This window comes from Streptomyces sp. NPDC001532, from assembly GCF_040298625.1.
In the GTDB taxonomy this organism is placed as follows: Bacteria; Actinomycetota; Actinomycetes; order Streptomycetales; family Streptomycetaceae; genus Streptomyces.
Window position 1 is genome coordinate 13,715 of sequence record NZ_JBEPAL010000063.1, and the last position, 26,868, is coordinate 40,582.

Genomic DNA, 26,868 nt, shown 5'->3' on the forward strand with positions numbered 1-26,868 from the left:
CGCGGTCCGGTGATTTCCGGTGCGCCCACACCATGGCGGGAACGGACCGTGCGACACCACACAAGTTCCGCTGGACGGAACTTTGGAAGTGGAACTCAGTGCAGCAGTACGGCGGACAATGCGGCGGACGGAATGGCAGGTTCGCCGGAGCGTTCGGCGCGTGCGAGCCGCTCTCCCATGGCCGTCGCCGCCAAGGCGACCGCCGCTGTCACCGGTGCGAGCGCCTGGTCGGCCGGGGTCATCGCCGCCAGTGCCGCGATCACGCGCCCGTCCGGGCCGCGGACGGGGAGGGCGACGCAGCTCAGGCCCGGCACCACCTCCTCACGGTCCAGCACCGGGCCCCGCTCGCGGCCCGCCAGGGCCTGGCCGGCGGCCGTGTCGAGTGGAAAGCTCATCCCGTCGCGTACCGGCACCAGCGGTTCCCCCCGTCCCGGCACCGAGGACACCGTCAGCGCGAGACCGTCGCGCAGCACGGTCAGTACGGCGCTGGCGCCCGTCGTGGCCCGTAATCGGTACAGCGACCCCCGGGCCGCTGTCCGCAGCCCGGGATACGGCTGCCAGGACTGGCCCAGCCGGAACAGCTGCGGCCCCAGGACGTACCTGCGGCCGCGCCGTTCGACCGCCCCGACCGACGCCAGCTGCTCCAGCAGACGGTGCGCCGTCCCCTTCGGCACCCCACACGCCGCGGCGATCTCCGTCAGCCCGGCCTCACCGCCCCGCCGCCGCACGGCATCGAGCAGCGCGAAAGCGCCGTCGAGCACACCTCTGCCCTCAGATGTTTCCGATGTTTTCGTCACGGGTCCCCCCTCGAAGGCCCGAAGGCTGTGGGAAGTGTGCGAACGGCGGCGGAGCGGCGGTATCCCAGGAATCTGGGGGGTGTGTCCGATGCGGCCGAAAGCGGTACATCGGACAGGTCGGCGCCAGCAGCCCGCCAACAGCCCGCTCGCCGAACGTTCATCGCACCGAGCGAGTTTGGGCCCCGTGGCCCGGCCGGACGGGCCGTAATTGCTTGGCGGGCGCTACATCCTTGCGCAACTGGACTACCGCCGCGACGCTCGCCGTCACAAGCGGTGCACTAGGGACTATTGGAATAAATGGCAACATCTTGGCGACGCGATCATGTTGTGTAGACGAAACGTCTCGGCGCCGCACGCCCCATGACAGGCGACGGACGGCGCTGCAGTAAATGCGCTCCGCGGAGACCAGTTGAACTTGACTCCGCTGACGCGGCGTTGAGGCCGGTGGGATACGGTTCGACCCCTGACCGCCGACGAAGGAGTTCCTCGATGTCCCCTTGGCGTAAGCCCTCTTGTCTCGTGGGAGCCATAGCGCTCACCACTGCCCTCAGTACGTCGTTCGTCGCCCATGCGGCTCCCAGTGCCGCTGCTGACGGGGCGTCGGCGGTCGCCGAGGACCGGGTCCTGCGGGTCTATAACAACAACATCGAGAACCTGGTGCGGAACAACGCCGACGGTACATGCACCCGCATCTCCGGCCCGGACCACCTGACGTCCGAACTCGTCGACGACAGCGGCAATACGGGGACCGCCGGCGTCAAGGCGCCCGACCTGCTGATCATCCAGCAGATCCGCGGCCGCGGCCAGGCCGACGCGTACGCCGACCAGTTGTCGGCCAAGTTCGGGCTGCCCGCGGGGACCTACAAGGTGGTGCTCGCCGCTGAGGACCCCGAGGAGTGGGGTCTCACCCACGGCTGCAGCGACCAGTCCTTGGGCGATCTGAAGAAGAAGCAGACCAACGGCATTATCTACAACACCCAGCGGCTCAGCCTCGCCGAGGGGGACACCTCGGCGTACTGGAGTGCCGGCTGGCTCAAGCCCGTCCCCGGCGTCGACCCCGACGACCTTTACGACAACGGCGCCGGCTGCACCCTCTACAAGCCGCCGAACAGCGACGACGGCGCCACCTACGCGTACAAGTGGCGGCGCACGAGCGCCATCGCCGCCCGGTTCACCATCAAGGGCACGGCGACAACCGTGTTCGCCGCCACCATGCACCTCCCGGAGCAGAACAAGGACTTCCCCTGTGCCGGCGACGGGATCAAGGGCATCGGCGACACCGGGATCCGTATCGGGACCGACGCGACCAGCCTGATGACCGGCACCTCCATCCGCGTCGTCGGTATCGACGCCAACCGCACCGCCATCCCGGCCGACACGCTGAGCGGCTACGGCATGACCGGCTACGGTACGAAGCCGACCAGCGGCACACGCAAGATCGACTACCTGTTCATCCAAGGCAGCGTGCAGCCCTCACCGATCGGTCACACGGTGGACGGAACGAAGTCCAACCACAAGGCGCTGTACGGGTTCGTTCAGTTCTGAGAGGGCGTTTGATCCAACCGAATTGCCTTTTGAGTTCTAGGTCGTGTCCGCAAAGTCAGGGCGGCCAGAGCAGTAGGCAAGCGTGGGTGACCATGGCTTTGCAGTGGCGGGCGCGTTTGTCGTAACGCGTGGCCAGGGCCTTGTGGTGCTTGAGCTTGTTGAAGCAGCGTCCGACGACGTTACGGCGCCGGTAGGCGGCCCGGTCGAGTCCGCAGAGGTTCTCGCCTCGGCAAAGGCGGCAGTTGATCTGGTCGATCCGTTCGGGGATGACGGCCTTGATGCCGCGTCTGCGCAGGTAGGAGCGGATTTTTGCGGACGAGTAGCCCTTGTCGGCGACGACGCGCTCCGGCCGGGTCCTGGGTCGCCGGGCCCGCACCGCTTGATGCGGATGCGGGCCATGACCGGCTCGAACTGGACGCAGTCGTTGACGTTTACGGCGGTGATCGTGGAGGCGAGGGGCCGGCCCCGTCCGTCGCAGGCGAGGCGGATCTTCGCGGTCAGCCCGCCGCGGGACCGTCCGATGGCCTCGCCCCGGCCACAGCCCCCTTTTCGGGCCCCGGCCGCGTGCTGGTGGGCCCGCACGGTCGTGGAGTCCACGCATGCGATCGTCCAGTCGACTGTGCCGACGGCGTCGCAGTGCTGCTGGACGTGGGCCAGGAGCCGGTCCCAGGTTCCATCGGCGGACCAGCGGCGCTGTAGGAGACGCCACCGCGCTTCTCTACGACACCGGCAGCGATGGCCAGCGGCTCGATGTCGACCGTCAGGGTGACTGAGTCTGTCGAGGTGCTGACGGTGCACTCGACTCCGCCCTCCCTGGACTCCAGCGCGACCTTATATTTCACTCCACCCCCCTTGTAGGCCGAAACCGGTAGGACCAGCTCAGTCTCGGTCGGACCGGACAGTCCTAGGACGGCCGCAGTTTCCGCATAGGCTGCCCGCACTTCTTCGAAGAAGGCTTTCGCTGCTGGAACCATGGATGCCTCTCGTACTCCCTGGCCTCGGCCCTTCTAGGGGTGGATCCTGACGACTTCCCAGCAGTCGTCGACCTTCCGCCAGCCGTACCCCTTGCCCCTCAGGTAATTCAGCCCAGTTCACCAAGTCCCGGCAGCAAGCACACCCCGTTCCGGTACAAAGATCAACTGTTTTGCGGGGCGTCTGAGGCAGCCCTGCGCCTCACCAGTGTCACCGATCCACGGGGGGTCACGGTGGCGTGCCAGTCGTTGTTGAACGTCACGTCGTGTACGGGTTGTCCACGTAACCGACGGGGTTCGGCACGGGAGCCAGCCCGAGCGGGCTGGAGCCGAGCTTTCCTCGCGGACGGAGTAGCCGCCCAACTGCCGAAGGACAGCGACCCTCGGGCGCTCGCTGACGTAGGCCTGCGCGAGGCGGAAGGCCGGCTGTCCGTGACGATCGAGGCATCGTGCGCTGCGTCCAGAACCGCGCTCGCCTCGTCCACGCCCTCTCGCGGCGACGTCATCGGCGCGCACCACCCGCACCTGGCGCGCCACCGGGTCCGCTCATGGCCGGCCTCCCGACCGCGGTGCGGTCCGGGCTCCTGAGCGCGGTGCGCCTGCTGGCCGTCTTCGCGGCGCGGGTGCGGTTTGTTGGCGTCGTCGCGGCGGCCGTAACGGTCCACCGTGGCGCGGGCCCGGTCGGCCGCCGCGGTGAGGCGTCCCCGAGGTACACCCGCCCGGACCATTAACCTGGGGCTTTCACGATGTTGGGCGCCCCGGATGCTGATCGAATGAGTGGAAGCACGCCTGACCTGGGAGGATGAGGCTGGTCGAAGGCTCCGTCCACCGCGGGAGAGAAGTCACTCTCCAGGTGAAGCGTGCTGCTCCGTCTCCGCGTGATCGTCTCCAGGCCGGGGCGTCAGCGGTGGTCTCGCAGGCCAGCGGGGTGCTGCTGATCGAGACGGCTCGCAATACGGGGCACCCTGGCTGCTCAGGCGGGGACGATCTCCAGGTCGGCATTGTCAAATGGTGGATAGGTCTCGTTGCCCATTCGCTCGGCCGCATCGATGTAGTCGGCAAGAGCGTCGCGGGACTGAGCGAGCCTGTCCATCTGATCGTCCAGTCGCCGCAGCCGTGACCGCATCGCGGCCAGCAGCTTGGGACACCCGAGCAGCTCCGGGGCCTCCCCGACCGCACAGGGCAGCAAGTACGCGATGTCCTCGGAGGACAAACCAGCACCAAGCAGGTGCCGGATCTGCTTCACCCGCAGCACGGCGCTCTCGCCGTACTCGCGGTAACCGTTCGCACCGCGGTCTGCCTCCAGCAGGCCCTGGGCCTCGTAGTAGCGCAACTGATGGGCATTGACGCCCGTCCGACGACTCAGTTCCCCGATCCGCATCGAAACCTCACTTGACCTTCACACCGGTATCAACGTTGACGATGCTGCCATGAACAGCAAACCCGAAACACCCGTGACAGTCATCGGACTTGGGCTGATGGGCCAGGCACTCGCCAGCGCGTTCCTGAAAGCCGGGCATCCCACAACCGTGTGGAACCGTACGGTTTCCAAGGCCGACCAACTGGTGGCCCAGGGTGCACGGCTAGCGCCAACAGTTGGCGACGCGCTCAAGGCAGGTTCCCTGACGATCATCTGCGTCACCAACTACCAGGCCATGCACGAACTGCTCGGCGCGAACGATATCGAGCTGCACGGCACGTTGTTGATCAACCTGACCTCGGGCGACTCGACCCAGGCTCGGGAAGCCGCCCAATGGGCCGAGCAGCGCGGCGCCCATTACCTGGACGGCGCCATCATGGCCATCCCGCCGACGATCGGCAGCGCCGAGGCAGTGATCCTGCACAGCGGGCCGCAGTCGGACTTCGAGGCACACAAGTCAACACTCGACGTGCTCGGCACCGTCACCTACCTTGGCGCGGACCATGGGCTGGCATCCCTGTACGACGTGGCCGGCCTGGCCATGATGTGGAGCGTCCTGAACGCCTGGCTGCAGGGCACTGCCCTGCTCAGGACGGCCGGCGTTGACGCCGCCACGTATGCGCCGTTTGCGCAGCAGATCGCTACCAGTGTGGCCGAATGGCTGCCTGGGTATGCCAAGCAGGTCGACAGCGGCTCCTTCCCGGCCGAGGTGTCGGCCCTGGAGACCGACGCGCGGGCGATGGCTCACTTGATCGAGGAGAGCGAGGCAGTGGGTGTCAACGCCGAACTGCCAAAGTTGATCAAAGCGATGGCCGACCGCGCGATCGCCGCCGGACACGGTGGGGAGCAGTATCCCGTGCTGATAGAAGAGTTCGGCAAACCCCGCAACGACTGACCGATCCCGACACCAGGCTCCAGCTTCCGCCTTTCGCCTTTCGCGTGGCGGACTGTCCGGATCGTGATCACGAACACGGAAAGTGTCCTCTGACCAGCAAGCATGAGGATTGTCGAGGTCCTTGTTCGCGCGTGGTTCGGAGACACTTCCCAGGTGAAGCAGCGCTTCGGGTCCTACCCCAGTGTCCGCGTTGAGGGCGGCGGTCGCGGCGTCGTCGGCCAAGCCGGCGCGGTGTTGCTCGTCGAGACTGCCAGCAAGACCGGACTGTATCGCGCGATCTCTTCGGCGCTGGAGACATGGCGCAAGCCGCGGGCGGTGCACGAGCCGGGCAAGATCCTGATGGATGTGGCGCTCGCGACCGCCCTGGGCGGCGACTGCTTGGCCGATGTCGGCATGCTCCGCGCGGAGCCTGGGGTGTTTGGTCCAGTGGCCTCGGATCCGACGGTGTCCCGGCTGGTCGATGTCCTGGCCGCGGCTGGGCAGCGGTCCCTGTCCGCGATCCGGGCCGCGCGGGCCGAAGTTCGCGAGCGGGTGTGGCAGCTGGCGGGCGAGGCGGCACCGGACGCGGGCGGGCAGGTGATCGTGGACATCGACGGAGTGCTGGTCATCGCGCACTCGGACAAGCAGGACGCCGCCGCGACCTGGAAGAAGACGTATGGCCATCACCCGCTGATGGCGTTCGTCGACCACGGTCCGGGTGGGAGCGGGGAGCCGGTGGCTGCGCTGCTGCGGCCGGGGAATGCCGGGAGCAACACCGTCGCCGATCACATCGAGGCCCCGCGAGTGGCCCTGGCCCAGCTGCCCAAGCCGTATCGACGCGGGCGGCAGACCCTGATCCGCTGCGATTCCGGCGGCGGTACGCACGAGTTCGTGGCCTGGCTCGCCCAGCGCGGCCGATGGCTCTCGTACTCCGTCGGCATGACCATCACAGACGCCGTCCATGCCGCCGTGCTCAAGGTGCCGGCCTCCGCCTGGACCCCGGCGATCGAGTCCGACGACCAGATCCGCGACGGCGCCTGGGGCGCAGAGCTGGCCGGCAACGTGCTTCACGGCTGGCCGAAGGGGATGCGGCTCATCGTTCGCAAGGAACGTCCGCACCCCGGGGCCCAGTTGCGCTTCACCGACGCCGACGGCCATCGGCTGACCTGCTTCGCCACCAACACAGCCGACGCCCCGATCGCGAAGCTGGAGCTGCGCCACCGGCTGCGGGCGCGGGCCGAGGACCGCATCCGGGCTGCCAGCACCACCGGGCTGACCAACCTGCCCCTGCATGACACCGCGCAGAACCGGATCTGGCTGGAGATAGTCCAGCTCGCCCTTGAGGTTCTGGCCTGGCTGCCCCTGCTCGCCCTGACCGGCAAAGCCCGCCTCTGGGAACCCCGCCGGATACGGCTGCGGCTCTTCTCCGCAGCCGCCCACCTGATCACCACCGGCCGCCGCTGCCTGCGCTTCGCGCAGCACTGGCCCTGGACCGATGTCATCATCGCCGCGATCGAACGTCTCGACGCGCTCCCGAACCCCGGCTAACCAGCAGCGGTCCCGTCCCGACGAGCACTCGAAGTCCTCTGGAACCGTGGAAGCCAGCGCCCACCCGTTGCGACAGCCGGGCTACCCGCCTGCCCGCACCTCTCTTGGGAAGGGTGGAACGGGCCCAAGCAGAGCTGATGGCCCGTCACGAAACATCGAGGTTAATTTCTTCTCCTCGCTTCAATCATCTCCGTGACGATTCGCCGTGCACGCTGATTGGGGAGGCTTTCAAGATCACCTTGACGCCAGCCATCTCGGGCCCAATCCCGCCAAGCGATTCGAGGCACGAGTTCACAATCTCCTCATCCTCATTCGGTGTGGAGATGACAGCGAGGAGCGCCTCGACGACTCTGTCGCCGGAGAAATCCTCCAAATCCATGGCTGCATCATCTCGTTCATCAAGCCGCGCGTTCACGTCGCGCAGCACGCTGATGAGTCCAGCGGGCTATCCTTGCCCCTCAGTCATGGCCGTGTTCGATCCAATAGGATATGCGTACCCATGCGGAGACGATCGCGTCGACGCTGGGAATGTCGGCGCCGTCGTCAATCAGCTTGGAGCTGGCCAGGATCGCACAGTCGGCGGCGGCGAAGGCCGCTAAGAACCCGGCGCGTTGGGCGGGGGTGTGCTCGCCGTGAGCGAAAAACAGCTCCGGGACTCGGTCGAGGACGAGGCCGGGGTCGGTGCGGTCCAACAGGCGCAGGGTATGCGGAAGTTCGCGGGCGAAACGGCGGGCGTCGGAAACGAAACTATTGAAGCAGACCAGGACCTTCTGCAGGTCGTGCTCGGTCATGGCGCGCAGGACGGACAGGTGCAGGGCGGTGGTACGCGGCGCACCGTCGTCGTCCTCGGCGACGGCAGTGCTGTCCGTGGCCGTGCTGTCCGTGGCCGTGCTGCCCAGGGTGGGCAGGTTCAGGCGGCGGCGCAGGTCGGCGTCGGTCAGGGTGGGCACCACGATGCGGTAGTCCGCCGTCCGACCGTCGGTGACTGCCTGCGCGAGCGGGTAGCGGACGATTCCCGCCCGCGCGGCCGTGCCGCCCGCCCGAGAAGGAGCTCCTTCATGACCACCGCGTCCACCGCGGCTGCGACCTACTGGGAGCCGCTCTGGTCCCAGGGCCGCCGCTACCGGCAGCTCGACGACACCGAGAACGGGCTGCTGGAGGACCACCTCGGCCCCGGTGGCGACCGCACCGCCCTCGACACCGGCTGCGGCGACGGCTCCCTCGCCCGGCGCCTCGCCGAAGTTGGCTACCGCGCCACCGGCACCGACTGCTCCCCCAGCGCCATCGCGCTCGCCGCCGCCCAGGACGCGAGGCCCGGCCACGAGCCGGTCCGGCGGTGCATGGACATCACCACCGACGACCTCCGTGCCCTGCCCGAGCCGGCGTACGCGGTCGTCACCTGCCGCCTGGTCTACCGATGGATCGACGACAAGGCCGCATTCCTCGACCGCGTCCGCCACCTCCTTGCCCCAGGCGGGACCTTCTGGGTGGTCACCGAGATCGCCGGGCGCCGCCCCACTACCGACCCTTTGCAGGGCCTCGGCATCACTCCTGCCCAGGCGGAGATACTCACCGCGGGCTGGTCCGCCGTCCAGACCGCCGACCTCGACGTCCTGCGCTGCTACGCCCTGCGCCCCTGACCCCCCAGCCCCGGCTACCGGATGGAGAACTTGATGACCAGCGAATCGGACACCCTCGAGACCTGGAACGTCTACGGCGCCCACCAACTGGCCAGAAAGCTGGAACTGCCCGAGATGGACCGGTGGGACTGGGGCATCCCCGACGTCGGCCCTGGCATCGAAGCCCTCGGCAACGTGAACGGGCTGCGCGTCCTCGACCTCGGCAGTGGCCTTGGCCGGCATGCCGCTCACCTCGCCGCCCGGGGCGCCGACGTCACCGCCGTGGACGCCTCCCCCGCCCAGCACCAGCGCGCGCTCACCCGCTACCCGGACACCCCGGGCCTGCACCTGGTGTGCGCCGACGCCGTGGCCCACCTGCGCGACGCCGAACCGTACGACCTGATCTACTCCGTCGGCTCCATGCCGTACCTGGACCCCGAACGGCTGCTGCCAGTCCTGTCCGACAACCTTGCACCGGGCGGCCGACTGCTCTTCTCGGCCCTGCACACCAACTCGGTCGGCATCGGGCCGTCAGCCGAGTTGATGCCGCGCCCCGAAATCCTGCGGCGGACAATCACGCCTCCTACCGGCTGTACGCAGCCCGGCGCCCGCAGCGGGTCCCAAGCCCGGCACGCGGGGGTCGCGCCGTGCCGGTCCCCCGGAACGACGACGACCGAACCGTCGACCTGAAGCCAACGCCGGCCCGACGGGAGGCGCCACCGTGGACGCGCTGACGAACGATCCCCGCTTCGCCGCGACGACGTTCGCAGTGATCGACTTCGAGGGCGCACCCCGGCAGGACGGCCCGCCGAGCCGATCGAAGTCGCGGCGTCGGCGCTGCGTCCCCTGGAGGGCCGACTGGTGGAAACGGGCCGGTTCGAGGATCTGATGCGACCGCCTGCCGACGTACCCGTGACCGCGCGGGACGTCCAGCTCAAGGGCATCACCCAGCGAATGCTCACCTCGGTGGCCCCTGTTGCCGTGGTGATGGCGCGGCTCGAGGCGCGTCTGACTACGCCGCCGTACCGGCTGGTCGCCCACCACGCCTTCACAGAGGCCGGAATCATCGCCCGCCAGGCGGAGCACTGTCCCGTACTCGCCGCGACGCCGCTGCTGGACACGTTGCGCCTGGCCAAGGCCGTCGTGCCCGGTCTCGGCTCCTACGGACTGGACAGTCTGCTCGGCCACTTCGGCATCCCCAAGCCTGCCGGACGGCACCGGGCGATGCCGGATGTCGAGGTCACCGCACAGGTGCTGACCGACTCCTGGACGACGGGTGCGCGGACGGCCGGTGGAGCACGCTGCTTGAGCTGGAGATGGCCGCCGGATTGCAGCCCATCCAGCCAGCCACCCCCGGCTCCGGACGCAGAACAGGGAGCCCTGTTCTGACCGGCGGCCCGCCGCAGGGGGACGTCGCGCGAAGCAGTCAGCCGCCTCGTCGCTCACATCCGGGACTTCCGACCGACATCGTGGTCGGTCACGACGCGGTCGGCCAACCGGCCGGCCACCCCGACCACGTACGTACGCACGCACCAGTGATCGTTGCGGTGCCGTGAACCGTGGCTGCTGTGACTGATTCGAGGGTCAAAGAGCGAAGGGGCGTGGGGGAGTCGAATGACGCTCGCCCGCCTGTGCAGTCCGAAGGCCCCGCCCTCGAACAGGATGAGCAGTCCGGTCGCGATCAGCGCCTGCGGCCACAGGATGTGGCCCCAGCGGCTGAGAGAGCCTTGGCGACGACCGGACGAGAGGCGAAGACCTTCCCGCGAGCACCACACCGCAACCAGGATTGGAAAGACCACTGCATACACGCACATCCCGCCGACGCCAGCGGTGGCGAACGTCGGGACGTACAGGGGTGTGACCGAGATAGGTGCCACAGGGGCAACAGAGTGAGCTGGAAGCCCTGAGCGCCGGGGACCTCGCCGTATCTCAGAGGGACAACCGCGCTGTTCTGCCAGCGGCAGAACACCAGCCGGACCGGGCTCGACGGTCACTACAGTCCAGTCTTATGACGACGATCACGACGCGTACGGTCGAATATCCGGCCGACGGATTGACGATGATCGGGCACCTCGCGCTCCCGGCCGGTGTCGACCGCCGACCCGCGGTGCTGCTCGGACCAGAGGGCATGGGACTCAGCGACGTCGAGCGCCGCCGGGCCGATGCTCTCGCCGAACTGGGATACGTAGCCCTGGCCTTCGATCTTCACGGCGGGCGCTACTTGGGCGACCCCGAGGAGATGCTGGCCCGTTGCCTGCCACTGCTCGCCGACCCCGACCGGATGCGGCGCATCGGCCACGCGGCACTCGACGTGTTGCGCACCGAACCGCGGACCGACCCCGACCGGATCGCCGCCGTCGGCTACGGCACCGGGGGCGCCATCGCGCTGGAACTCGGGCGCGACGGCGTCGACCTGCGAGCGATCGGGACAGTCAACGCAACCACCACGGGCCGACCGGGCGAGGCCGCGCGCATCCGCTGCCCGGTGTGGGCCGGGGTCGGGTCGGAAGACCCGATCATGCCGCCCGCGCAACGGAACGCGTTCACCGCCGAGATGCAGGCCGCAGGCGTCGACTGGCGCCTCACGGTCTACGGCGGAGCCTTGCACGCCTTCCACCACCCACCTGTCGACCACCCCACAGTCCCCGGCGTCGGTCACCACCCACGGCACGCACAGCGAGCCTGGCGCGATGTCGTCGACCTGCTCGCCGAGTGCCTGCCAGTGACGGAGAACTCGGCGCCATGACCCAGGCACACATGCTGGTGCCAGGCCTCGTCCGCGTCCCGCACTGCAAACCAGACCCCTACTCGGGCAGTTGTGTGTTCGACGAGACGTATTCACAACTGCCGCAGCAGATATTGGATTTACTGCGACGGAGACCTGTCCGTGATCGTCGCGACCTGCGGCGGACCGTACCGGCTTCCAGGGCGAGAAGTACGCATCTACTGCGGCGTCACTGTGCTGACCACGCGTAAAGCCGCATTGGGTTCTACTCATTGCCCCCTTGTTTATATCTCGGCTGGCCATAGACACCGATGTCGTGACCGCCATTGGCGAAGGTGACGGCGGCGACCTCCAACGAGCAGGGGCCGGCCGCCCTCCTTCGCCTCTTCCTCGTCCGCGTCTTCTCCTGCGGAGGGTGTGGGGGCGGGCGTTCAGGCGTCGGGGTCGACTTCGGGATGCGTGAACCGCACGGGCTTGCCCAGCGACCGGGCGTAGGCGATTTCGGCTCGGGTGCTGTCTCCGATGTAGTCGCCGACTACGAGCACCTCATCAGCCAGCCGGATCTTCGCTCGGTGCAGATCGTCGAGTCGAACCTTCAACGCCTCGGCCTCGACAGGGTCGGACCAAAGTGCGTGCGGCGACTTCATGTCGCAACCCGGCTTGACGACAATCTTTCCGGCTTCGGTCTCCCGCAGATCGGCCTCGATCATCTCGGTCATGAAACGAGTGGAGCCGCAGATCACGACGATACGCGGGAGGCTCAGCCGCTGCTTCGCGTCGGCGAGTTTCTCCTCGGAGGTGAGCGGTTGCGGGTATGACACCGGTTCCTCCTGGTGGGGTGGTCCAAGGGGTGCCTGCGGAGACGAGAATATGGGTGTCCAAGATCGTCTTTCGAAGAACTCGGGCATCCTCGCCAAGATGCGGACCGCCCGGCGACAGTACCCGGCGCGCGGCCCCGTGGTGCCACCCAGGCTCCATGGCAGCCTCGTCTACGAGATGGCTGCCCAACAGTCCCTTCAGGCGACAGCACCACACCTGTCGCAGGGCCGTACTCCCCATCAATGGCGCTGAGCTGCACCAACGTGACTCAGTCGCTGACGCCACAGCCAGAACCCCAGAGAACGTCCAGCTGCCGGACGGGATGGAAGGCGTGGTCTTCAAGCGGCTCACCGACGAATGCCGGGCACTACGTGTGGGGCACGGTGGACCAGCGCATGGCCTGCCTGGAGCGGAGGGCGAAGCCGCTGCATCGGCTTGTGGACGCCACCGGCGATGAGCCCTCCCCCACCTCGCGCAGGACGCCGAGGACCGCGCCGCAGCGGCCCGGGGCGAGGCCCTGGCCGCCGAGTGCGGCGACCCGAAGCCCTCACCGCGCCCGGGCTGAACACGAACAGGCGCCCGGGGCGGAGGTCCGTCACAACACCGCCTTCGGGCGCCTCAAGACCACGGCGTCGTCAAGGCCTCGGTGGCGGCTGGCCTGGGAGGCCGACCAGCGCCGCGTGGGTGCCGCACGTGCCGCCCGCCGTCGTAGACGTGCAGCGTAAAAACGTCTCAGGCTCGGGCCGGTCCGCTCCCACCGGCCCTGGACGGGGGTGAGGGGGCAGCGGAGCCGGTCACGACGCCGACCAGGCACACCGAGCGAGGCTGACGACCTTGCCGTCCCGGCTCGGACTCCACCTGACTCCGCAGCAAACGTGAGGCGACGTTCCTCGTCGACGGCCACTGTTCTCCGCGCGAGTGGGGTTGGCCTGGCTCGTGGGCGCCCCCGCGGGCACGGAAGCGACCGGATCAGAGCCTCGTTCGCACGGACATCGCCCGGACAACCTCCCGCAGGCGCGGGGACGACTGGCCGGCCGGCCGTCGCGGAGCGCGGGGCGGCTTCTGGCTGACCGTCGAGGGCAGGACCGGTGCCGGCGACCAACTCGTCGGCGAGCTGCTGGCGGGCCCGGGTTCCGGCTGAGGTGTAGGGGCGTGAGTGGGGATGATGTCGCTGGGAACGGTACGGTCCCAGCGCACGAGACGAAGGAGTGTCAGTGGAAACGACCAGAGCTGCGATGCCGCCGGGGCAGGCCTTGGAGGCAGCCCGCGAGTTTGCGCAGTGGCTGCGCGCCCAGCTCGACGAGGACGAGCGGATCGCGCGCGCGGCAACCCTTGGACCCTGGGTCCAAAGCGGCATCGGCGACTACGGCTGGACTGTCGACTTCGGCCGTCCGGGCGCAGGAGTCGAGACCGACGGCAGCGAGCAGGGACTCGCTGACGCCGACTTCATCGCTGCACACAATCCGGCGCGGGTGCTGCGCGAGATCGCCGCCAAGCGGCGGATCCTCGACCTGTACGCGACGGCCGTTGAAGATCGGCTGGCGCTGCGTGCCCGCATGCGCGAAGTGATCCACTCGGATCCTGTCGAGTTCGGTCGCCTGCAACTGCAAGAAAACGAGCTCGTCAAGACCGCCGAGTGTCTGGACCCCGTGGCACGCCTGTTGGCGCTGCCCTACGCGGGCCGGCCCGGCTACCGCGAGGAGCCGCGGCCGTAACCGCACCGGCCTTCAGTGCCGCCAGAGAGGACGAGTCCATGGGAGAAGTGCACAAGATCACTAACAGTTCCCTGGGTTACGTCGACGGCTGAACCTGCCGCGCGAGCCCGTCCGGCCGGGCCCCATCTGGGGGCATCGCTTCCGACCGCCCTGTCACCGCATGCCCGCCCGACGAGACGGGCGGCCGACGTGTGCGGGTTGACGGGGCGACCTGGGGCTGGCGTTCTCGGTGTGTCGCGAGGGGCTCATCGACATCGCCCGGTTCGTACAGAAGGCTGCGCTCGAAAAGTTCGACGAGATCCCGCTGACCATGCACCCTACTGCGCCACGACGCCGCGGGTGCCGTAGTCGCGCAAGGTCGCCGCCTGGCCGGGGCCGATGCCGTGCAGGTCCTCGACCGGGAGCTGGGCGAGCCAGTCGGTCACCTGGTCGGGGCTGACGGTGAGGACGCCGCCCGGCAGCGGCACCTGAGTGGAGGCGGTGGCGGCGATGACGGTGAAGGACGGGCCGATGCCGAGCCGGACGTCGACACCGAGGCGGGAGATCGTGCGTACGCGCAGTTCCTCGCCGAGCCGGTACGGGGTGGTGCCGCGGTAGCGGAAGGATCCGGTCAGGTCGACCAGCGCGGCCGTGGGCGGCAGGGCCTGAACCACCGCCGGCAGTCCGGCCAGTTCCTCCAGAACCTGGCGGTAGGTCTCCTCCGGCACGTGGTCGGCGGCAGCGCACATGCATCGCCACCGCTCGCCGCTGCGGCCTGGCGTTCGGGCTCATGATCGAAGGGCATGCAGCGCCCTGGCGTCTCCGAATCAACGGCAAAGCCCGCAATGCGCCTTGGCTTGCAAGGTCTCCACCAGCCCAAGCGCGGGCCCCAGTCCTGCGGACCGGCGCCGACGGTCGGGGGAACACCGCAGGTGGCACCGAGCGGTCACGGCCGGATGTCCCGCGTGCCCCGAGTGTGGTCCGGGTGACGTTGATGGCGGCGGCTCATGTTGCCGTCAACCTCTGGCACTGCGCACTGCGCACTGCGCACTGCGCACAGCGGTCAACGGCCACCGGCAGCGGAACAGCCTCCATGCCGGTTCGTCGAACGACCACCGCCATCTTGACTGGAACCTGTCAACGTTTCGACAATTGCCCGTACCTCCCCACCCCTTGGAGGACCGTTGACCCACGGCCCGTCTCGCCGCACCACACTGCTGGCTGCAGCCGCCGGTGCGTTCGCGCTGCCCGCCATCTGTTCCGGACCCGCGCGTGCCGGCACTCCCCTCCCGCCGGGACTCCGTGAACTCCCCATCGTCACGCACTCCCGTCACCCCGGCGCCGTCCACGGACCCGAAGCCGCGCGCGGTACCCACGCCGAACCCCTGAACGCCGCCGTCAACTGCGCCCTGGACCGGGGAGGGCGGAGCTGATGGCCACGTTCGTCACCCGCTCCCAGTGGGGCGCCAGGGCGCCCGTGAGCGTCAGCAACGACATCACCCCGGCGCAGGGCGGCGTGGTCGTCCATCACGTCGACGCCGTGAAGGTGGCCAAGGCCGATCACGCCGACTGCGCCGCCCAGGTGCGGGGCATCCAGAACTTCCACATGGACTCCAACGGCTGGTCGGACATCGCCTACAGCCACCTCGCCTGCGTCCACGGCTACCTCTTCCAAGGCCGCGGCGAGTACGTCCGTACCGCTGCCCAGGGGACCACGCAGGGCAACGACGACTGGTACGCGGTCTGTGCGCTCACCGGCGGCACCGCCAGCAGCTATGACACCATCACCGCCGGGCTCATCGACGCCATCCGCCACGGCATCAACCGCCTGCGGGTGTCGGGCGGCGCCGCAAAGGCCATCACCGGCCACCGCGACCACCACGCGACCGCCTGCCCGGGCAACCTGTACGCCAGGGTGCTCAGCGGCGAGGTCAACCCCGGCGGCGGCCCCCTGCCCTACCCCGGCGTCAGTTTCCGCCAGCCGCCGACCTTCGTGCATGCCAGCGTGGCGACCTGGCAGTACCGGATGAACAGCGCACACGGCTACTCCCTCGCCGTCGACGGCCAGTACGGGCCGGGATCCGACTCCGCCTGCCGCAGCTTCCAGTCGCGCAAGGGCCTGAGCGTGGACGGCATCGTCGGGCCGGCCACCTGGTCAGCCACGTTCGCCTAGAGGCGGCATGGCCCACCGCCTTGTCACGACGTACGCCCGCAGCCGACGAACTCCACGGGGGGACACCTCGCCATGCGTTTGCCTCGCGTACTGACGACCCTGGCGGCGGGCCTCGGCCTGCTCCTCGGCGCGGTCACCGCGCCGCCCGCCCACGCCGACGCCCGCGCCGACGCCGGTACGGCGGCGCCGGCCCAGTGGCGCAGCTACTGGGTGGACGCGTTCAATCCGGGCATCTACACACCCGCACAGGTCACGGCCCTGGTCCAGGACGCACTGGACATCAACGCCAACGTCCTGATCGTGCAGACGGCCCGGCGGTACGACTGCTTCTGCAACAACGCCCTGTACCCGCGCACCGACGCCGCGATCGCCCCTGAGCCGTACGACCCGCTTGCGGAAGTGGTCCGGCAGGGACACGCGGCCGGACTCCAGGTGCACGCCTGGGTCAACGTCAACACCATGTGGAACAGCAGCACCCCGCCCCGCTCCCCCGACCACGTCTTCAACCAGCACGGCCCGAACGCCACCGGAACCGACCGCTGGCTCAACAAGAAGGCCGACGGCCAGGAACTGGTGGGCGCCAACGCCTACGTGGACCCCGGCCATCCGGCGGCAGCCGACTACATCGTCCGCGGCATCCAGAGCATCGTGCGCAACTACGACGTGGACGGCGTCAACCTCGACTACGTCCGCTACCCGGACGGCAGTTCCACCACCACCCACAGTGACTGGGGCTACAACGCCGTCTCCGTCGCCCGCTTCCAGCAGGCGACCGGCCGCACGGACGTACCCCTCCCGTCCGACACCGCCTGGAGCGACTGGCGGCGCAGCCAGGTCACCCAACTGGTGCGCAGGATCTACCTCGGAGTCTGGGAGGTCGACCCGCGCGCCCGCCTGTCGATGGACGCCATCACCTACGGACACGGGCCGCAGGCGGTCGGCGGCTGGCAGGCCACACGCACCTACGCCGAAGTCCTCCAGGACTGGGCGGGATGGCTGGACGAGGGAATCATGGACACCGCCGTGACCATGAACTACAAGCGCAACTGGAACCCCGACCAGGCGCGGATGTTCTCCGAATGGTCCGAGTTCCTGGCCGACCACCAGGGCGAGCGGCAGGCGGTCAACGGACCCGCGCTGTACCTCAACGGCGTCGCGGACTCCCTCAGCCAGGCCAGGGAGGCGCTGCGGCCCAGCGCGGCTGGCAACACCGCGGCCGGCTGGAGCGGCTACTCCTACGCCGCGCCCAGCAAGGACGTGGCGGCCAACGGCCTGGCAGCCGAACGGGCCAAGCTGATGCAGGCGCTGACGCAGGGCGACGACGCGCCGTTCAGGAACGAGGCGGCGGTGCCCGGCATGCCGTGGAAGACGGCACCCCAGGACGGGCACGTGACCGGCAGGCTACTGCTCCGAAACGGTGGCGCGCTGGACCAGGTACCGGTGACGCTCGCCCCGCTCACCGGCGGCAGCCGCAAGACCACCCGGCTCAGCGATGGCTCGGGCTGGTTCGGCTTCGCCCACGTGGAACCAGGTCTGTATCTGCTCAGCCTCTCCCTGCCGGAGGGTGTGATCGGCGCTCCGAAGACCGTGGTGAGGGTGACGAAGGGCAGCATCGCGAAAGCGGCGTTCCCGCCGTTCCTCACCGTGCCGTGACGCCCTCGACGGCGACGGCGACGGCGACCGCGACGGCGACGACGGCGACTCCGACCGCGACTGTACGCAGTACACCACCCACCCTGACGAGTCCGCTCAAGCCGTCACGTCACACCCACTTTCCCCGGGGGCGTTCCCACTGGAGGTGGCATACCGCCTGCACCCCAGGGTCGCGGTGAGCCGTACACCGGGCACCGCTGCCCTCCGGGGAGGGCTGACCGTCCGCGGCGGACTCGCAGGTCGCCTGGGCCACCGTGCAGGCCGTGCTGAAGAACGAGCCCGTGGGCGGACGGACCACCGGCACCTGATGCCACCCTGGGCCCCCACCGGACAGGCCACCCAGCGAGACAGCCGCCTACTGTCGGCCGGGAACGTCCCCTCGGCATCACCGTGCTGTGACTCTGATGTGCCGGGAACTGGCAGGCGGGTAAGGAAAGTTGGGGACTTCGGGGACTTCGGGACGGATGATCGAGACGGCGGCGGCGTGCCGCAGGGGGAGGAGCGGGGGTGCGCTTCACACTCGGCGTACAGGCGGAGACCGGCGACCACGCGAGCGCCACGGACGAGTTGTACGACTGGCTGCGCCAGGACCCCGAACTGCGCGGACTCGTGCGGCGCGACCTGGCGGACAGCGCGCCCGCGGGAGCGATGGGCGGTGCCTGGAGCGAACTGCTGAGCCTGCTGCTCGCCCCCGGCGGGCCCACCGCGGCGGCCGGTGCCGCCCTCGTCGTCTGGCTGCAGAACCGGCGGAGCAATGTGACCGTCACCATCAACCGGCCGGACGGCACCCAGCTGGTGGTCGCCTCCGAGAAGGTCCGGCCGCTGACCGCGGAGGGCACCGGCGAGCTGGCCCAGCGGGTGGCGGAGGCCCTGCGGGAACCACCGGCTCAGGACGCCCGCAGGGAACCACCGGCCCAGGACGCCCGCAGGGAATCACCGGCCCAGGAGGCCCGGCGGGAACCATCGACCCAAGGCCCCAGGCGGGAAGCACCTGTTCAGACCGCCGGGCGGGAACCGTCCGCGTCGGACACGAGCGACCACGAACCGTCCGGCGGAGACGGCACGCAGCAGGCCGACGGTGACGGTTCCCGCCGGGCGGACGGTGACGGTTCCCGCCGGGCGGACGGTGACGGAACGCACCAGCCCGACGGGGACGGAACGCGGCGGGCCGAGGGGGCGCGCTGAGCATGCCGTTAGGGAGAGGGCCGGATCTGACCGGACCCGGCTGTCACGCGGTGGTGGTCGGCACGGGCCGCCACCCGGGAGACCGGCTGCACGATCTGCCCGCGGCCGTGCCCTCCGCGCGGGCGCTGGCCGAGACGCTGCGCACCCGCTGCGGCATGGGCGACCGGGTGCGCGTGCTGACGGATCCCGTGTCACCCAGCGAGGTGCTGGAGGCGCTGGCGGAGGCAGCCGACCGAGCGGCGCCCACCGAGGAGCGGTCCGAGAGCGGCATCGTCGTCTTCTGCTTCGTCGGCCACGGTCTGCGCGGGCCCGGCGGACGGCTGTATCTCGCGACGGCCGCGACGAAGTCCCTCACGGACACCGCCCACGCGGTGCCCTACGCGGAGATCGAGCGCTACCTCGGCGACGCCCCGGCGGACCCGGTGCTGATCCTCGACTGCTGCTTCGCCGGGAACGCCCGGGAACCCGACCGCACCCCCGCCCCGGACGCGTTCGGCGCGTCCCGTCCCCAGGGCAGCTATCTGCTCGGATCGGCCCAGCGCAACACCCTCGCCTACGCCCCCGTGGGCGCCGAGTACACCCTGTTCACCGGCCACCTGCTGAAATTGCTGAGGGAGGGCGACGCGGGCGCCCCGCGCCTGCTGACGCTCGGTGGGGTCTACCGCCTCCTGGACCAGCGGCTCCAGGGCGAGGCGGCCCGGCCCTACGGCGGCGGCACCGCCCGCATGGCCGAGCTGGTGCTCACCGCCAACCGCCGCTATCTCGCGCAGCCCGCCCCGGACGGGTCACCGGCGCCGGACGACGACACGGACGCCGTGTGCCCGTATCCGGGCCTGCGCCCGTTCCTGCCCGAACAGCACCATCTCTTCTTCGGCCGCGAGGAGATGACGGAGCGGCTGCTGGCCAGGGTCACCGGAGCGCGGCCCGGGGAACCGCTGGTGCTCATCGGCAACTCCGGCGTCGGCAAGTCGTCGCTGCTGCGGGCCGGGCTGAGCGTGGCGACGCACCGCGCGGGACTGGGACCGGTGTGCCTGGTGCCCGCACCCGGAGCGCGGCCGTTCCGGCGGCTCGCCGAGGCGTGGGCGCAGGCGGTGGGCCGCCCGGTCGGCGAGGTCGTACGCGATCTGGAACGGGGACGTTTCACCCGCCCGGGATCCGGGGCGCGCGGCCGGCCGGTGCCCGGGGTCCTGGTCGTCGACCAGCTGGAGCAGTACTTCACGCACGGCGCGGACGAGGCCGAGCGTGGCCGATTCGCCGCCGCGGTCACCGCGACCGGCGGCCCGCGCGTCGTGCTGGCGCTGCGCGCCGACTACCACGGCGACGTCCTCGGCGACCCGCGTCTCGCCCCGTTCGCGGAACGCGACCACTTCGTCGTGTCCGCCCTGAGCGACGACGAGATCGAGGCGGCCATCGTCGAGCCCGCCCGTTACGCCGGACTGGAGTGGGAGGCGGGCGTCCCGCGCATCCTGCTGCGCGAGGTGAACGAGGAACGGCGCGGCGGACGCACCGGCGACGCGGCGGCTCTGCCGTATCTTGCCTACGTCCTCCAGGAGATCTGGCTGCGGCGGCGCGGCACGACGCTCACCTACGCCGCGTACCAGCAGGCGGGCGGTATCCGTGACGCGGTCGCCCGCGCCGCCGACCGGATCCACGACGACCTCGACGAGGACGGCCGGCAGCGGCTGCGCGCCCTGATGCTCGCCATGGTGCAGGTCGCCGACGGCGAGGGCCGGCTGGTGCGCCGCAGGGTGCCGCGGGAGGAACTGGCCGACGCGCAGGACCTGCTGCGGCTCCTGGTCGACGCGCATCTCGTCGTGGTGGACGAGGACGGCGGGGCGCAGCTCGGGCACGACTCGCTGCTGCACGCGTGGGAGCGGCTGACCGGCTGGATCGAGGAGGTCCGCGGCGATCTGCTGCGGCTGCGGCGGCTGACGGTCGCGGCGGAGGGCTGGGGCGAGGGCGGACGCGGGCCCAGCGGCCTGTGGCGCGGCTTCGACCTGCGGGAGGCACGTGAGCTGGCCGTCGGCCGGACCGCCGGGGCGGCGCCCGTACGGCAGGTGGTCCGCGACTTCGTCGCCGCGAGCGACGCCGCCGAGCGGCGCCGGCGCCGGACTGTGCGGGCGTGGGTCTGCGTGCTGTCGGTGCTGACCCTGGTGGCGGCCTCCCTGGCGGGCTGGGCGTTCTACGAGAACGGACAGGCGGCGAGCCGGGAGCGGGCCCTGATCGCCCGCGAACTCGCGGGCCGCGCCGACCGCATCCGCGACCACGACCCGGGCACGGCGCTGCGCCTCAGCCTGGCCGCGTACCGCACGGCGAACACCCCGGAGGCCCGTTCCAGCCTGTACGCGGCGGCGATCACCCTGACCCCTGTCCACCTCACTCCCGCCGAGCCCCACCGCGAGCCCGTCCTGAACCTCGCCTACCGCCCGGACGGCAAGGCGCTGGCCGCGAGCCACCGGGACGGCCGGGTACAGCTGTGGAACCTGTCCGTTCCCGGCCGGCCGGCCGAAGCCGGCCGCTTCCAGGTGGAGGGCCGGCCCGCCCTCGCCCACCACCCCCGCGAGCCGCTGCTGGCCGCGCAGACGGGTACGGAACTGACCCTGTGGAACACCGCCGACCCCGAACGGCCCAGGCGGCTGGCGCATCTGCCGGTCGAAGGGAGCAGGGCGACGTTCAGCCTGGCGTTCAGCCGGGACGGGCAGACCCTGGCGTCCGGCGACGACAAAGGCCGGCTGCGGCTGTGGGACGTCTCCGACCCGGCTCACCCGGCGCTGCGCGCACAGCGCACGGTGACCGAAGCCGAGCTGATCTCCCTGGCGTTCACCCGCGACGGACACCACCTGATCACCGGCAACGGCCGCGGGCCGGGCGCGGACGGGCACCCCGCCCAGGTGCGGCTGTGGGATGTGACCGACCCCGGCCGGCCCGTCCTGCGCGACACCGAGCGGGCCGCCTCGGTCACGTCCGTCGCCGCCCACCCGCGCCGCGATCTCGTCGTCGCGAACGGCGGCGGCGGGAAGACGGCCTGGTGGAAGGTGGCGGACGGGCGGGAACTGCGGCGGGTGTCCACGGAGGCCTACATGGACAGCTGGGGCGGCTACGACGGCATGCCGCAGCTCGCCTTCAGCCCGGACGGCAGGTTCCTCGCCGGGGCGGACCGCGATGACGGCGTACGGCGGCTCAGGGCGACGGCCAAGGCGGCCGAGCTGGCGCAGATCAAGCCGGAACTCGGCGTGCTGTCGGCAGGGCAGCCGGTCCAGTCGGTCGCCTACAGCCCCGACAGCCGCTATCTGGCCGCCGGCGAGGTCGGCGGCGAGATCCGGCTGTGGACCGAACGCGCCGGGGCGCCCGCGCTCCCCGGGCACCTGCCCGTGCACGAGGTGGCGGGCACGGGCCCCGTCAGCGCCGACGGCAGGCTGCTCATCACCAGGCAGGACGAGCCGGACCTCTCCACGACCACCCGGATCTGGACCATCGGCGACGACGCTTCCCCGAAGCCGCGCTACACCCTCCCGAAGGGCTGGGAGGCGAACTGGTTCCTGACCGGCCGGGACGGTGACCCGGTCCTGCTGGCCCACCACTGGGCGGGAGGCCTGGACCACACCCTCCAGCTCTGGCGGTTCGGCGCCGAGGGCCCGCCGCACCGAAGCACGAGCGTCCGGTACACCGCCGACGCCTCGCACATCACCGTCAGCCCCGACGGCCGGCTGCTGGCCGTGGGTTCCAGGGAGGAGCGGACCATCGCCCTGTGGGACATCAGCGACCCCGCGAAGCCGGAGCGCCGGGCCGACATCCCCGCGCAGGCCAACGGCGGTCTCCTCGACACGGGAAGCCTCTGGTTCGCGGGCCCGCACACCGTCGTGACCGTCGAGAACGAATGGCACCTGCGGTTCTGGGACGTCTCCGACCCCGACCGTCCACGGATGGGCGACGTGATCGAGGACGCGGCGCTGCGCCAGGGCGCGATGTACGACGATGTGTCGAAGCTGCTCATCACCGAGGAGAGCGGCGACACGATCCGGCTGTACGACCTCTCCGAGCCGGCGCGTCCGGTCAGGGGCGAGCGGATCCCGGCCGCGCCCGGGAGCTACTTCCCCGCCGGGAAGGACGAACTCGCGACCGCGGTGGCCGACGGCACGATCGAGTTCTGGGACGTGTCCGTTCCCCTCAAGCCGAAGAAGCGCGAGACCGTACGCCTTGACCGCGCCATCACCTCCCTCGCCATCACCCCCGACGGCCGTCACGCCATCACCGGCAGCCCTTACCGCATCTGGCTCCTGGGCCGCGACAGCCGCTGGGTGACCCCGGAGTTCGCCACCCTGGAGGGTGCGGAGTCCGTCCGGCTGCCCCCGGGCGGGAACTGGCTGGCCGTCACCACCAAGACCGACGCGCCGGGCCTGTCCGACGAGAGGAAGACGTACATCCTCGACTACGACACCGACCGCCTCTACGAGGCCATGTGCCGCTCACAACCCGTCAGTCTGCCGGAGGATCGCTGGAAGGCACTGTTCCCGCACCTGGAACACCGCGATTCCTGCGCCGAAGGCGAGTGATCACCTACGCGCCTCCCGCCCGTGCCTCGCACCTCGCACCTCGCACCTCGCGCCTCGCGACTGATGCAGGGACGTCCTGAACGGCGTCCGGCGAAACCCGACTCCGCTGCTCCCTGCATGTCATCCACCGGCGGCCGTGCGGTCCGGCCATGGACGACAGCGGAACGATTCTTGGGCGGTCGACGGCATGCGACGCGGTTTGGTCGTCGTCAAGGTGCCCGGCAGTGGCCGACACGGCCGCAGCCGGAACGGCACGAGGCTCCCGGGGAGGCTTGCCGTCGGTGCCGGCGATCCACCAGCGCTTCGGCCAGGCGAACTCGGCGGTGCGGGTGAGCTGGTCGGGGGCCGGGTTCGGTACCCGGGGCACGTGGTGCGCGGCGGCAACCGCCCTGTCATGTGGGTCCTCGGCTGGGCATCCCCACTGAGTTCCTGTCCGGGTCGCCCCACTGGTCGGCCGGACCGGGAGGCAGACCTCAGGGGCGCCGGCGGCCATCTGCCGGTGCCGGCGGCCCTGAGGTCTTGGCCGCGGGACAGCGGCCTACGGGAGCTGCCTCACCCGGTCGACGATCCCCCAGTCCACTACGTGCGACAGCTGGATGTACTTCTTCTTCCCGGAAGCCGAGATCCGCTCGTCGCGGAAGCCCAGGAACTCGTACGACGCCGGGTCGAAGATCAGGTACTTGCTTTTGCAGGATCCGCGTCCGGTATGGGCGATGCCCACCCCGGTCCGCCCGGCGGAGTCCTTCACTCCGGGGATCGTCTTGACGCCGGGCACAAGGGCCAGCGCCTCGTACGCCGCAGGGCGCAGCCCCTGGGGCAGCACCGGATTCTTCAGGAGCTCGCCGAGCAGCCAGTAGGCCTCGTACCGATTGAGCTCGTCGAGATCGCTGATCGACCGGTCGTCGGACCCGCCGGAGGAGACGATGACCGAGATGAGCTTCTCCGGCTCGTGGGGCAGCTTCTTCAGCTCGCTCCACTTTCGGGGTGGCCACACCCCGCCGCCCTTCCCCGCGGGCTCCTCCCACATCTCGCGGCCCAGTTCCATCGACAGGGAGGGTTTGGAGACGTCCACGGAGTCCCACATCTCGTCGGTGTAGGTCTTGACCTGGCCGGTCTTCGTCTCCGTCTCCTTGATGATCCGCTTCGAGTAGATGAACTGGTCGTCGCGGGGCGCCACCGGCTCCTTCTCCTGCTCGCGCTCCCACGCCGCCGCCCCGTTCAACACCGTCGCGGCGGCGTTCTCCACCCGCGGGGTGCTGGTGCCCGGTGCGCCGGACCCGCCGGAGCCGTCCGTGCCGAGCAGTATCGCCGACCCCGTCACCGCCGTGGCGACCAGCGCGGCCCCCGCGAGGCGCAGCGCATGGCGGCGACCGGGGCCGGCGCCGGCGCGCTGGTCCGCGTGGGCCATCGCGTTGAGCAGCCGGTGCCGGGCCCGGTCCCGGGCCGGACCGGTGAGCGGGGTCGCGTCCGCGTCCCACTCACTCAAGAGTTCGAGTTCGTCATTCATGGTCGGATACCTCTCGCAGTGCCGTCGGGTCGGATCCGCCCAATGCTTCGCGCAACTTGCTGCGAGCCCGGTGCAGCCGTGATCTGACCGTGCCCACGGGAATCCCGAGGGCCTGGGCCGCCTCCCCATAGCTGAGATCACCCCAAGCCACCAGCAGCAGCACGTCCCGGTGCCGAGCGGGCAACGCGGCCAGCGCCGCCGCCAGCTCGCGGCGTACGGCCCGCGCCACCACCTTGTCCGCGGCCCGGTCGGCCAGCGGCTCGTCGTGGTCGGCGGGAGCCGGGACCCGGGCCATGGCCTTGAACCGGCGCGCCTCGGCCCGCCGATGCCGATGGACCAAGTTGGTCGCTATGCCGAACAGCCAGGGCCGGGCGTCGGCGCCCGCGTCGCGGGCCGGGTCGTAGCGATGCCGCTGCTGGAACGCGGTGGTGAAGGTCTCCGCCAGCAGGTCATCGGCGACCTCCCCGCCGAGGCGGCGGGCCGCATAGCGGTGCACGGCGTCGGCGTGCCGGTCGAAGAGCACGGCGAACGCCTCGGGCTCATCCCGGGACCGCGCGATCACTGAGGCGTCGCTCTCCGCATCGGCACGCGCGGTGCCGATGCGGACGCCTGGTCCGACGGTCATCGGGGCTCCTCTCGTCCAAGGGACGATGGTCGAATACTTGGGCTTTCACCTGTCCTTCGCCCCTCGCGCCGAAGCGGTTCCCTCAGCCCTCTCGGCGAACCAAGGTCTGCGGCCACGCCCACATGCCGTGGCGGCCCAGCGGAGACTGGACGGGCTTGAAGTCCGGGTTCCAGGGGTGCTTCTCGCTGACGACGGCCGAGGCCGCCACCCGGCGGACGTGGCAGTTGCAAGTCGGGGCGACCATCAGTCCTCGGCCCCGGTCCACGCTGGTCAGGCAGCGGATGGTGGCGGTACGGGTCGACGGCGCGCTCGCCTTCTCCCTCCACGACGACCGACTGCCGTCCCTGATCGCACGGACCGGAGTGCCGGCGGTGCTCGGGGGCCGTCCGGCGGGAAGCGAGCACCTGGGCCTTCCCCTGGTGGACTGCGACAACCGCGGCGGTGCGACGGCACGCGGTGCGCCATCTGGTCGACCTGGGCCGCAGGCACATCGCGCACCTCACGGGTCCGCGTGACCAGACATCGGCGATGGGCCGGATCCACGGCTACCGCGATGTCCTCGTCGACGCCGATCCGCTGTTGCTGTGCGAGGGAGGTTTCACCGAGGAGAGCGGAGCCCGCGCGATGGGCGAACCGCTGGACCGGCGTCCCGAGATCGACGCGGTCTTCGCCTCCAACGATCACATGGCCCTGGGTGCGTTGCGCCCGCTGCGCGAGCGCGGGATGCGGGTGCCCGAGGACGTCGCGGTGGTCGGCTTCGACGACATGGCCTCCGTGGTACGGGCCGCGGAGCCGCGCTCACGACGGTCCGCCAGGACATCGAGGGCATGGGTCGGATCATGGTCAAGCTGCTGATGCGTCGGCTCGACGCGCCCGGTGAGGAGGTGCCCGCTTCCGTGATCACCCCGATGACGTCGGCTCGCCGGGCCTCGGCGCGACCGGCGCGCAGCGCTGACGAGCGTTATGGCGCCCTCTGCCGGAGCCAGAGCCGGAGCCGTAGCCGTGCGGACGGCTGGACACGTGCGTCACCGCGCCGCCGGCGCCAGCGGCGAAGAGCGGCTCGGTGGACGGTGCCCAGCACCAGCGCCAGGATGCCGGCCAGCGACATGCCGATGCCCACTTGCCCCGCCGACAGTCCCACGACGTGGACGAAGTACACG

The 26,868-nt window shown here is 70.3% G+C and carries 22 protein-coding genes and 2 pseudogenes; 13 read left to right on the plus strand and 11 right to left on the minus strand.

The window, feature by feature from the left end; genetic code table 11:
* Positions 1-95: 95 nt before the first annotated feature.
* On the minus strand, positions 96-761 hold the full coding sequence (locus ABT232_RS35715; RefSeq protein WP_351848230.1) for an IclR family transcriptional regulator: 666 nt from the start codon (positions 759-761) through the stop codon (positions 96-98).
* Between the two features lie 555 nt (positions 762-1,316).
* Here ABT232_RS35715 and ABT232_RS35720 point away from each other — a divergent pair.
* Positions 1,317-2,342 carry a hypothetical protein gene (locus ABT232_RS35720; RefSeq protein ID WP_351848233.1) on the plus strand — a complete coding sequence of 342 codons (1,026 nt, stop codon included), beginning with the start codon at positions 1,317-1,319 and terminating at the stop codon, positions 2,340-2,342.
* A gap of 55 nt (positions 2,343-2,397) precedes the next feature.
* Here ABT232_RS35720 and ABT232_RS35725 read toward each other — a convergent pair.
* Together ABT232_RS35725 and ABT232_RS35730 are read right to left on the minus strand one after the other, a co-directional pair.
* Positions 2,398-3,035, minus strand: a pseudogene (locus ABT232_RS35725) (IS5 family transposase); the annotation flags it as partial.
* Positions 3,036-4,286: 1,251 nt separating this feature from the next.
* Positions 4,287-4,694, minus strand: coding sequence for a MerR family transcriptional regulator (locus ABT232_RS35730; RefSeq protein ID WP_351848235.1), 408 nt, complete (start codon positions 4,692-4,694; stop codon positions 4,287-4,289).
* 49 nt (positions 4,695-4,743) lie between these two features.
* On the opposite strand from ABT232_RS35730, the gene ABT232_RS35735 reads away from it, so the two are divergent.
* Together ABT232_RS35735 and ABT232_RS35740 are read left to right on the plus strand one after the other, a co-directional pair.
* Complete coding sequence (locus ABT232_RS35735) at positions 4,744-5,628, plus strand: NAD(P)-dependent oxidoreductase (protein WP_351848237.1); 885 nt, start codon at positions 4,744-4,746, stop codon at positions 5,626-5,628.
* Positions 5,629-5,781: 153 nt separating this feature from the next.
* Positions 5,782-7,155: an IS1380 family transposase gene (locus tag ABT232_RS35740; protein WP_351848240.1), complete on the plus strand. Its 1,374-nt coding sequence runs from the start codon at positions 5,782-5,784 to the stop codon at positions 7,153-7,155.
* A 184-nt stretch (positions 7,156-7,339) separates the two neighbouring features.
* Here the strand turns inward: ABT232_RS35740 and ABT232_RS35745 are convergent, their stop codons facing one another.
* The gene (locus tag ABT232_RS35745; RefSeq protein WP_351848241.1) at positions 7,340-7,582 is read right to left on the minus strand and encodes a hypothetical protein; all 243 of its coding nucleotides are present in this window, start codon (positions 7,580-7,582) and stop codon (positions 7,340-7,342) included.
* A 31-nt stretch (positions 7,583-7,613) separates the two neighbouring features.
* Positions 7,614-8,105, minus strand: coding sequence for a hypothetical protein (locus ABT232_RS35750; protein WP_351848244.1), 492 nt, complete (start codon positions 8,103-8,105; stop codon positions 7,614-7,616).
* A gap of 108 nt (positions 8,106-8,213) precedes the next feature.
* On the opposite strand from ABT232_RS35750, the gene ABT232_RS35755 reads away from it, so the two are divergent.
* From ABT232_RS35755 to ABT232_RS35770, 4 genes are all read left to right on the plus strand, one after another.
* Complete coding sequence (locus tag ABT232_RS35755; protein ID WP_351848246.1) at positions 8,214-8,795, plus strand: class I SAM-dependent methyltransferase; 582 nt, start codon at positions 8,214-8,216, stop codon at positions 8,793-8,795.
* A 33-nt stretch (positions 8,796-8,828) separates the two neighbouring features.
* Entirely contained in the window at positions 8,829-9,464 is a 636-nt protein-coding gene (locus ABT232_RS35760; RefSeq protein ID WP_351848248.1) for a class I SAM-dependent methyltransferase, read from the plus strand.
* 171 nt (positions 9,465-9,635) lie between these two features.
* Positions 9,636-10,163 carry a 3'-5' exonuclease gene (locus ABT232_RS35765; protein ID WP_351848251.1) on the plus strand — a complete coding sequence of 176 codons (528 nt, stop codon included), beginning with the start codon at positions 9,636-9,638 and terminating at the stop codon, positions 10,161-10,163.
* Positions 10,164-10,782: 619 nt separating this feature from the next.
* Complete coding sequence (locus tag ABT232_RS35770; protein WP_351848253.1) at positions 10,783-11,520, plus strand: dienelactone hydrolase family protein; 738 nt, start codon at positions 10,783-10,785, stop codon at positions 11,518-11,520.
* 410 nt (positions 11,521-11,930) lie between these two features.
* Here ABT232_RS35770 and ABT232_RS35775 read toward each other — a convergent pair whose 3' ends face one another.
* The gene (locus ABT232_RS35775) at positions 11,931-12,320 is read right to left on the minus strand and encodes a hypothetical protein (RefSeq protein ID WP_351848255.1); all 390 of its coding nucleotides are present in this window, start codon (positions 12,318-12,320) and stop codon (positions 11,931-11,933) included.
* 1,212 nt (positions 12,321-13,532) lie between these two features.
* Here ABT232_RS35775 and ABT232_RS35780 point away from each other — a divergent pair.
* Positions 13,533-14,033, plus strand: a complete 501-nt coding sequence (locus ABT232_RS35780; RefSeq protein WP_351848257.1) for a DUF6221 family protein — start codon at positions 13,533-13,535, stop codon at positions 14,031-14,033.
* Between the two features lie 317 nt (positions 14,034-14,350).
* On the opposite strand, the gene ABT232_RS35785 is transcribed toward ABT232_RS35780, so the two are convergent.
* A complete protein-coding gene (locus ABT232_RS35785) occupies positions 14,351-14,761 on the minus strand; it encodes a hypothetical protein (RefSeq protein WP_351848260.1) in 411 nt (136 codons plus the stop codon).
* Between the two features lie 683 nt (positions 14,762-15,444).
* Here ABT232_RS35785 and ABT232_RS35790 point away from each other — a divergent pair.
* From ABT232_RS35790 to ABT232_RS35805, 4 genes are all read left to right on the plus strand, one after another.
* A complete protein-coding gene (locus tag ABT232_RS35790; protein ID WP_351848263.1) occupies positions 15,445-16,185 on the plus strand; it encodes a peptidoglycan recognition protein family protein in 741 nt (246 codons plus the stop codon).
* Between the two features lie 72 nt (positions 16,186-16,257).
* On the plus strand, positions 16,258-17,838 hold the full coding sequence (locus ABT232_RS35795; protein ID WP_351848265.1) for a glycoside hydrolase family 10-like protein: 1,581 nt from the start codon (positions 16,258-16,260) through the stop codon (positions 17,836-17,838).
* 507 nt (positions 17,839-18,345) lie between these two features.
* Positions 18,346-19,023 carry an effector-associated constant component EACC1 gene (locus ABT232_RS35800; protein WP_351848268.1) on the plus strand — a complete coding sequence of 226 codons (678 nt, stop codon included), beginning with the start codon at positions 18,346-18,348 and terminating at the stop codon, positions 19,021-19,023.
* A gap of 2 nt (positions 19,024-19,025) precedes the next feature.
* Positions 19,026-23,576, plus strand: coding sequence for a caspase, EACC1-associated type (locus ABT232_RS35805; protein WP_351848270.1), 4,551 nt, complete (start codon positions 19,026-19,028; stop codon positions 23,574-23,576).
* A gap of 538 nt (positions 23,577-24,114) precedes the next feature.
* On the opposite strand, the gene ABT232_RS35810 is transcribed toward ABT232_RS35805, so the two are convergent.
* From ABT232_RS35810 to ABT232_RS35820, 3 genes are all read right to left on the minus strand, one after another.
* On the minus strand, positions 24,115-25,083 hold the full coding sequence (locus ABT232_RS35810; protein ID WP_351848272.1) for a CU044_5270 family protein: 969 nt from the start codon (positions 25,081-25,083) through the stop codon (positions 24,115-24,117).
* On the minus strand, positions 25,076-25,708 hold the full coding sequence (locus ABT232_RS35815) for an RNA polymerase sigma factor (protein ID WP_351848275.1): 633 nt from the start codon (positions 25,706-25,708) through the stop codon (positions 25,076-25,078). The genes ABT232_RS35810 and ABT232_RS35815 overlap by 8 nt, the downstream gene beginning before the upstream one ends.
* Before the next feature lie 82 nt (positions 25,709-25,790).
* Positions 25,791-25,952, minus strand: coding sequence for a hypothetical protein (locus tag ABT232_RS35820; RefSeq protein ID WP_351848277.1), 162 nt, complete (start codon positions 25,950-25,952; stop codon positions 25,791-25,793).
* A gap of 49 nt (positions 25,953-26,001) precedes the next feature.
* Here ABT232_RS35820 and ABT232_RS35825 point away from each other — a divergent pair.
* Positions 26,002-26,643 (plus strand): annotated as a pseudogene (locus ABT232_RS35825) (substrate-binding domain-containing protein); the annotation flags it as partial.
* 26 nt (positions 26,644-26,669) lie between these two features.
* On the opposite strand, the gene ABT232_RS35830 reads toward ABT232_RS35825, so the two are convergent.
* Positions 26,670-26,868: hypothetical protein (locus tag ABT232_RS35830; RefSeq protein ID WP_351848280.1), on the minus strand; the 199-nt coding region annotated here is incomplete at its 5' end.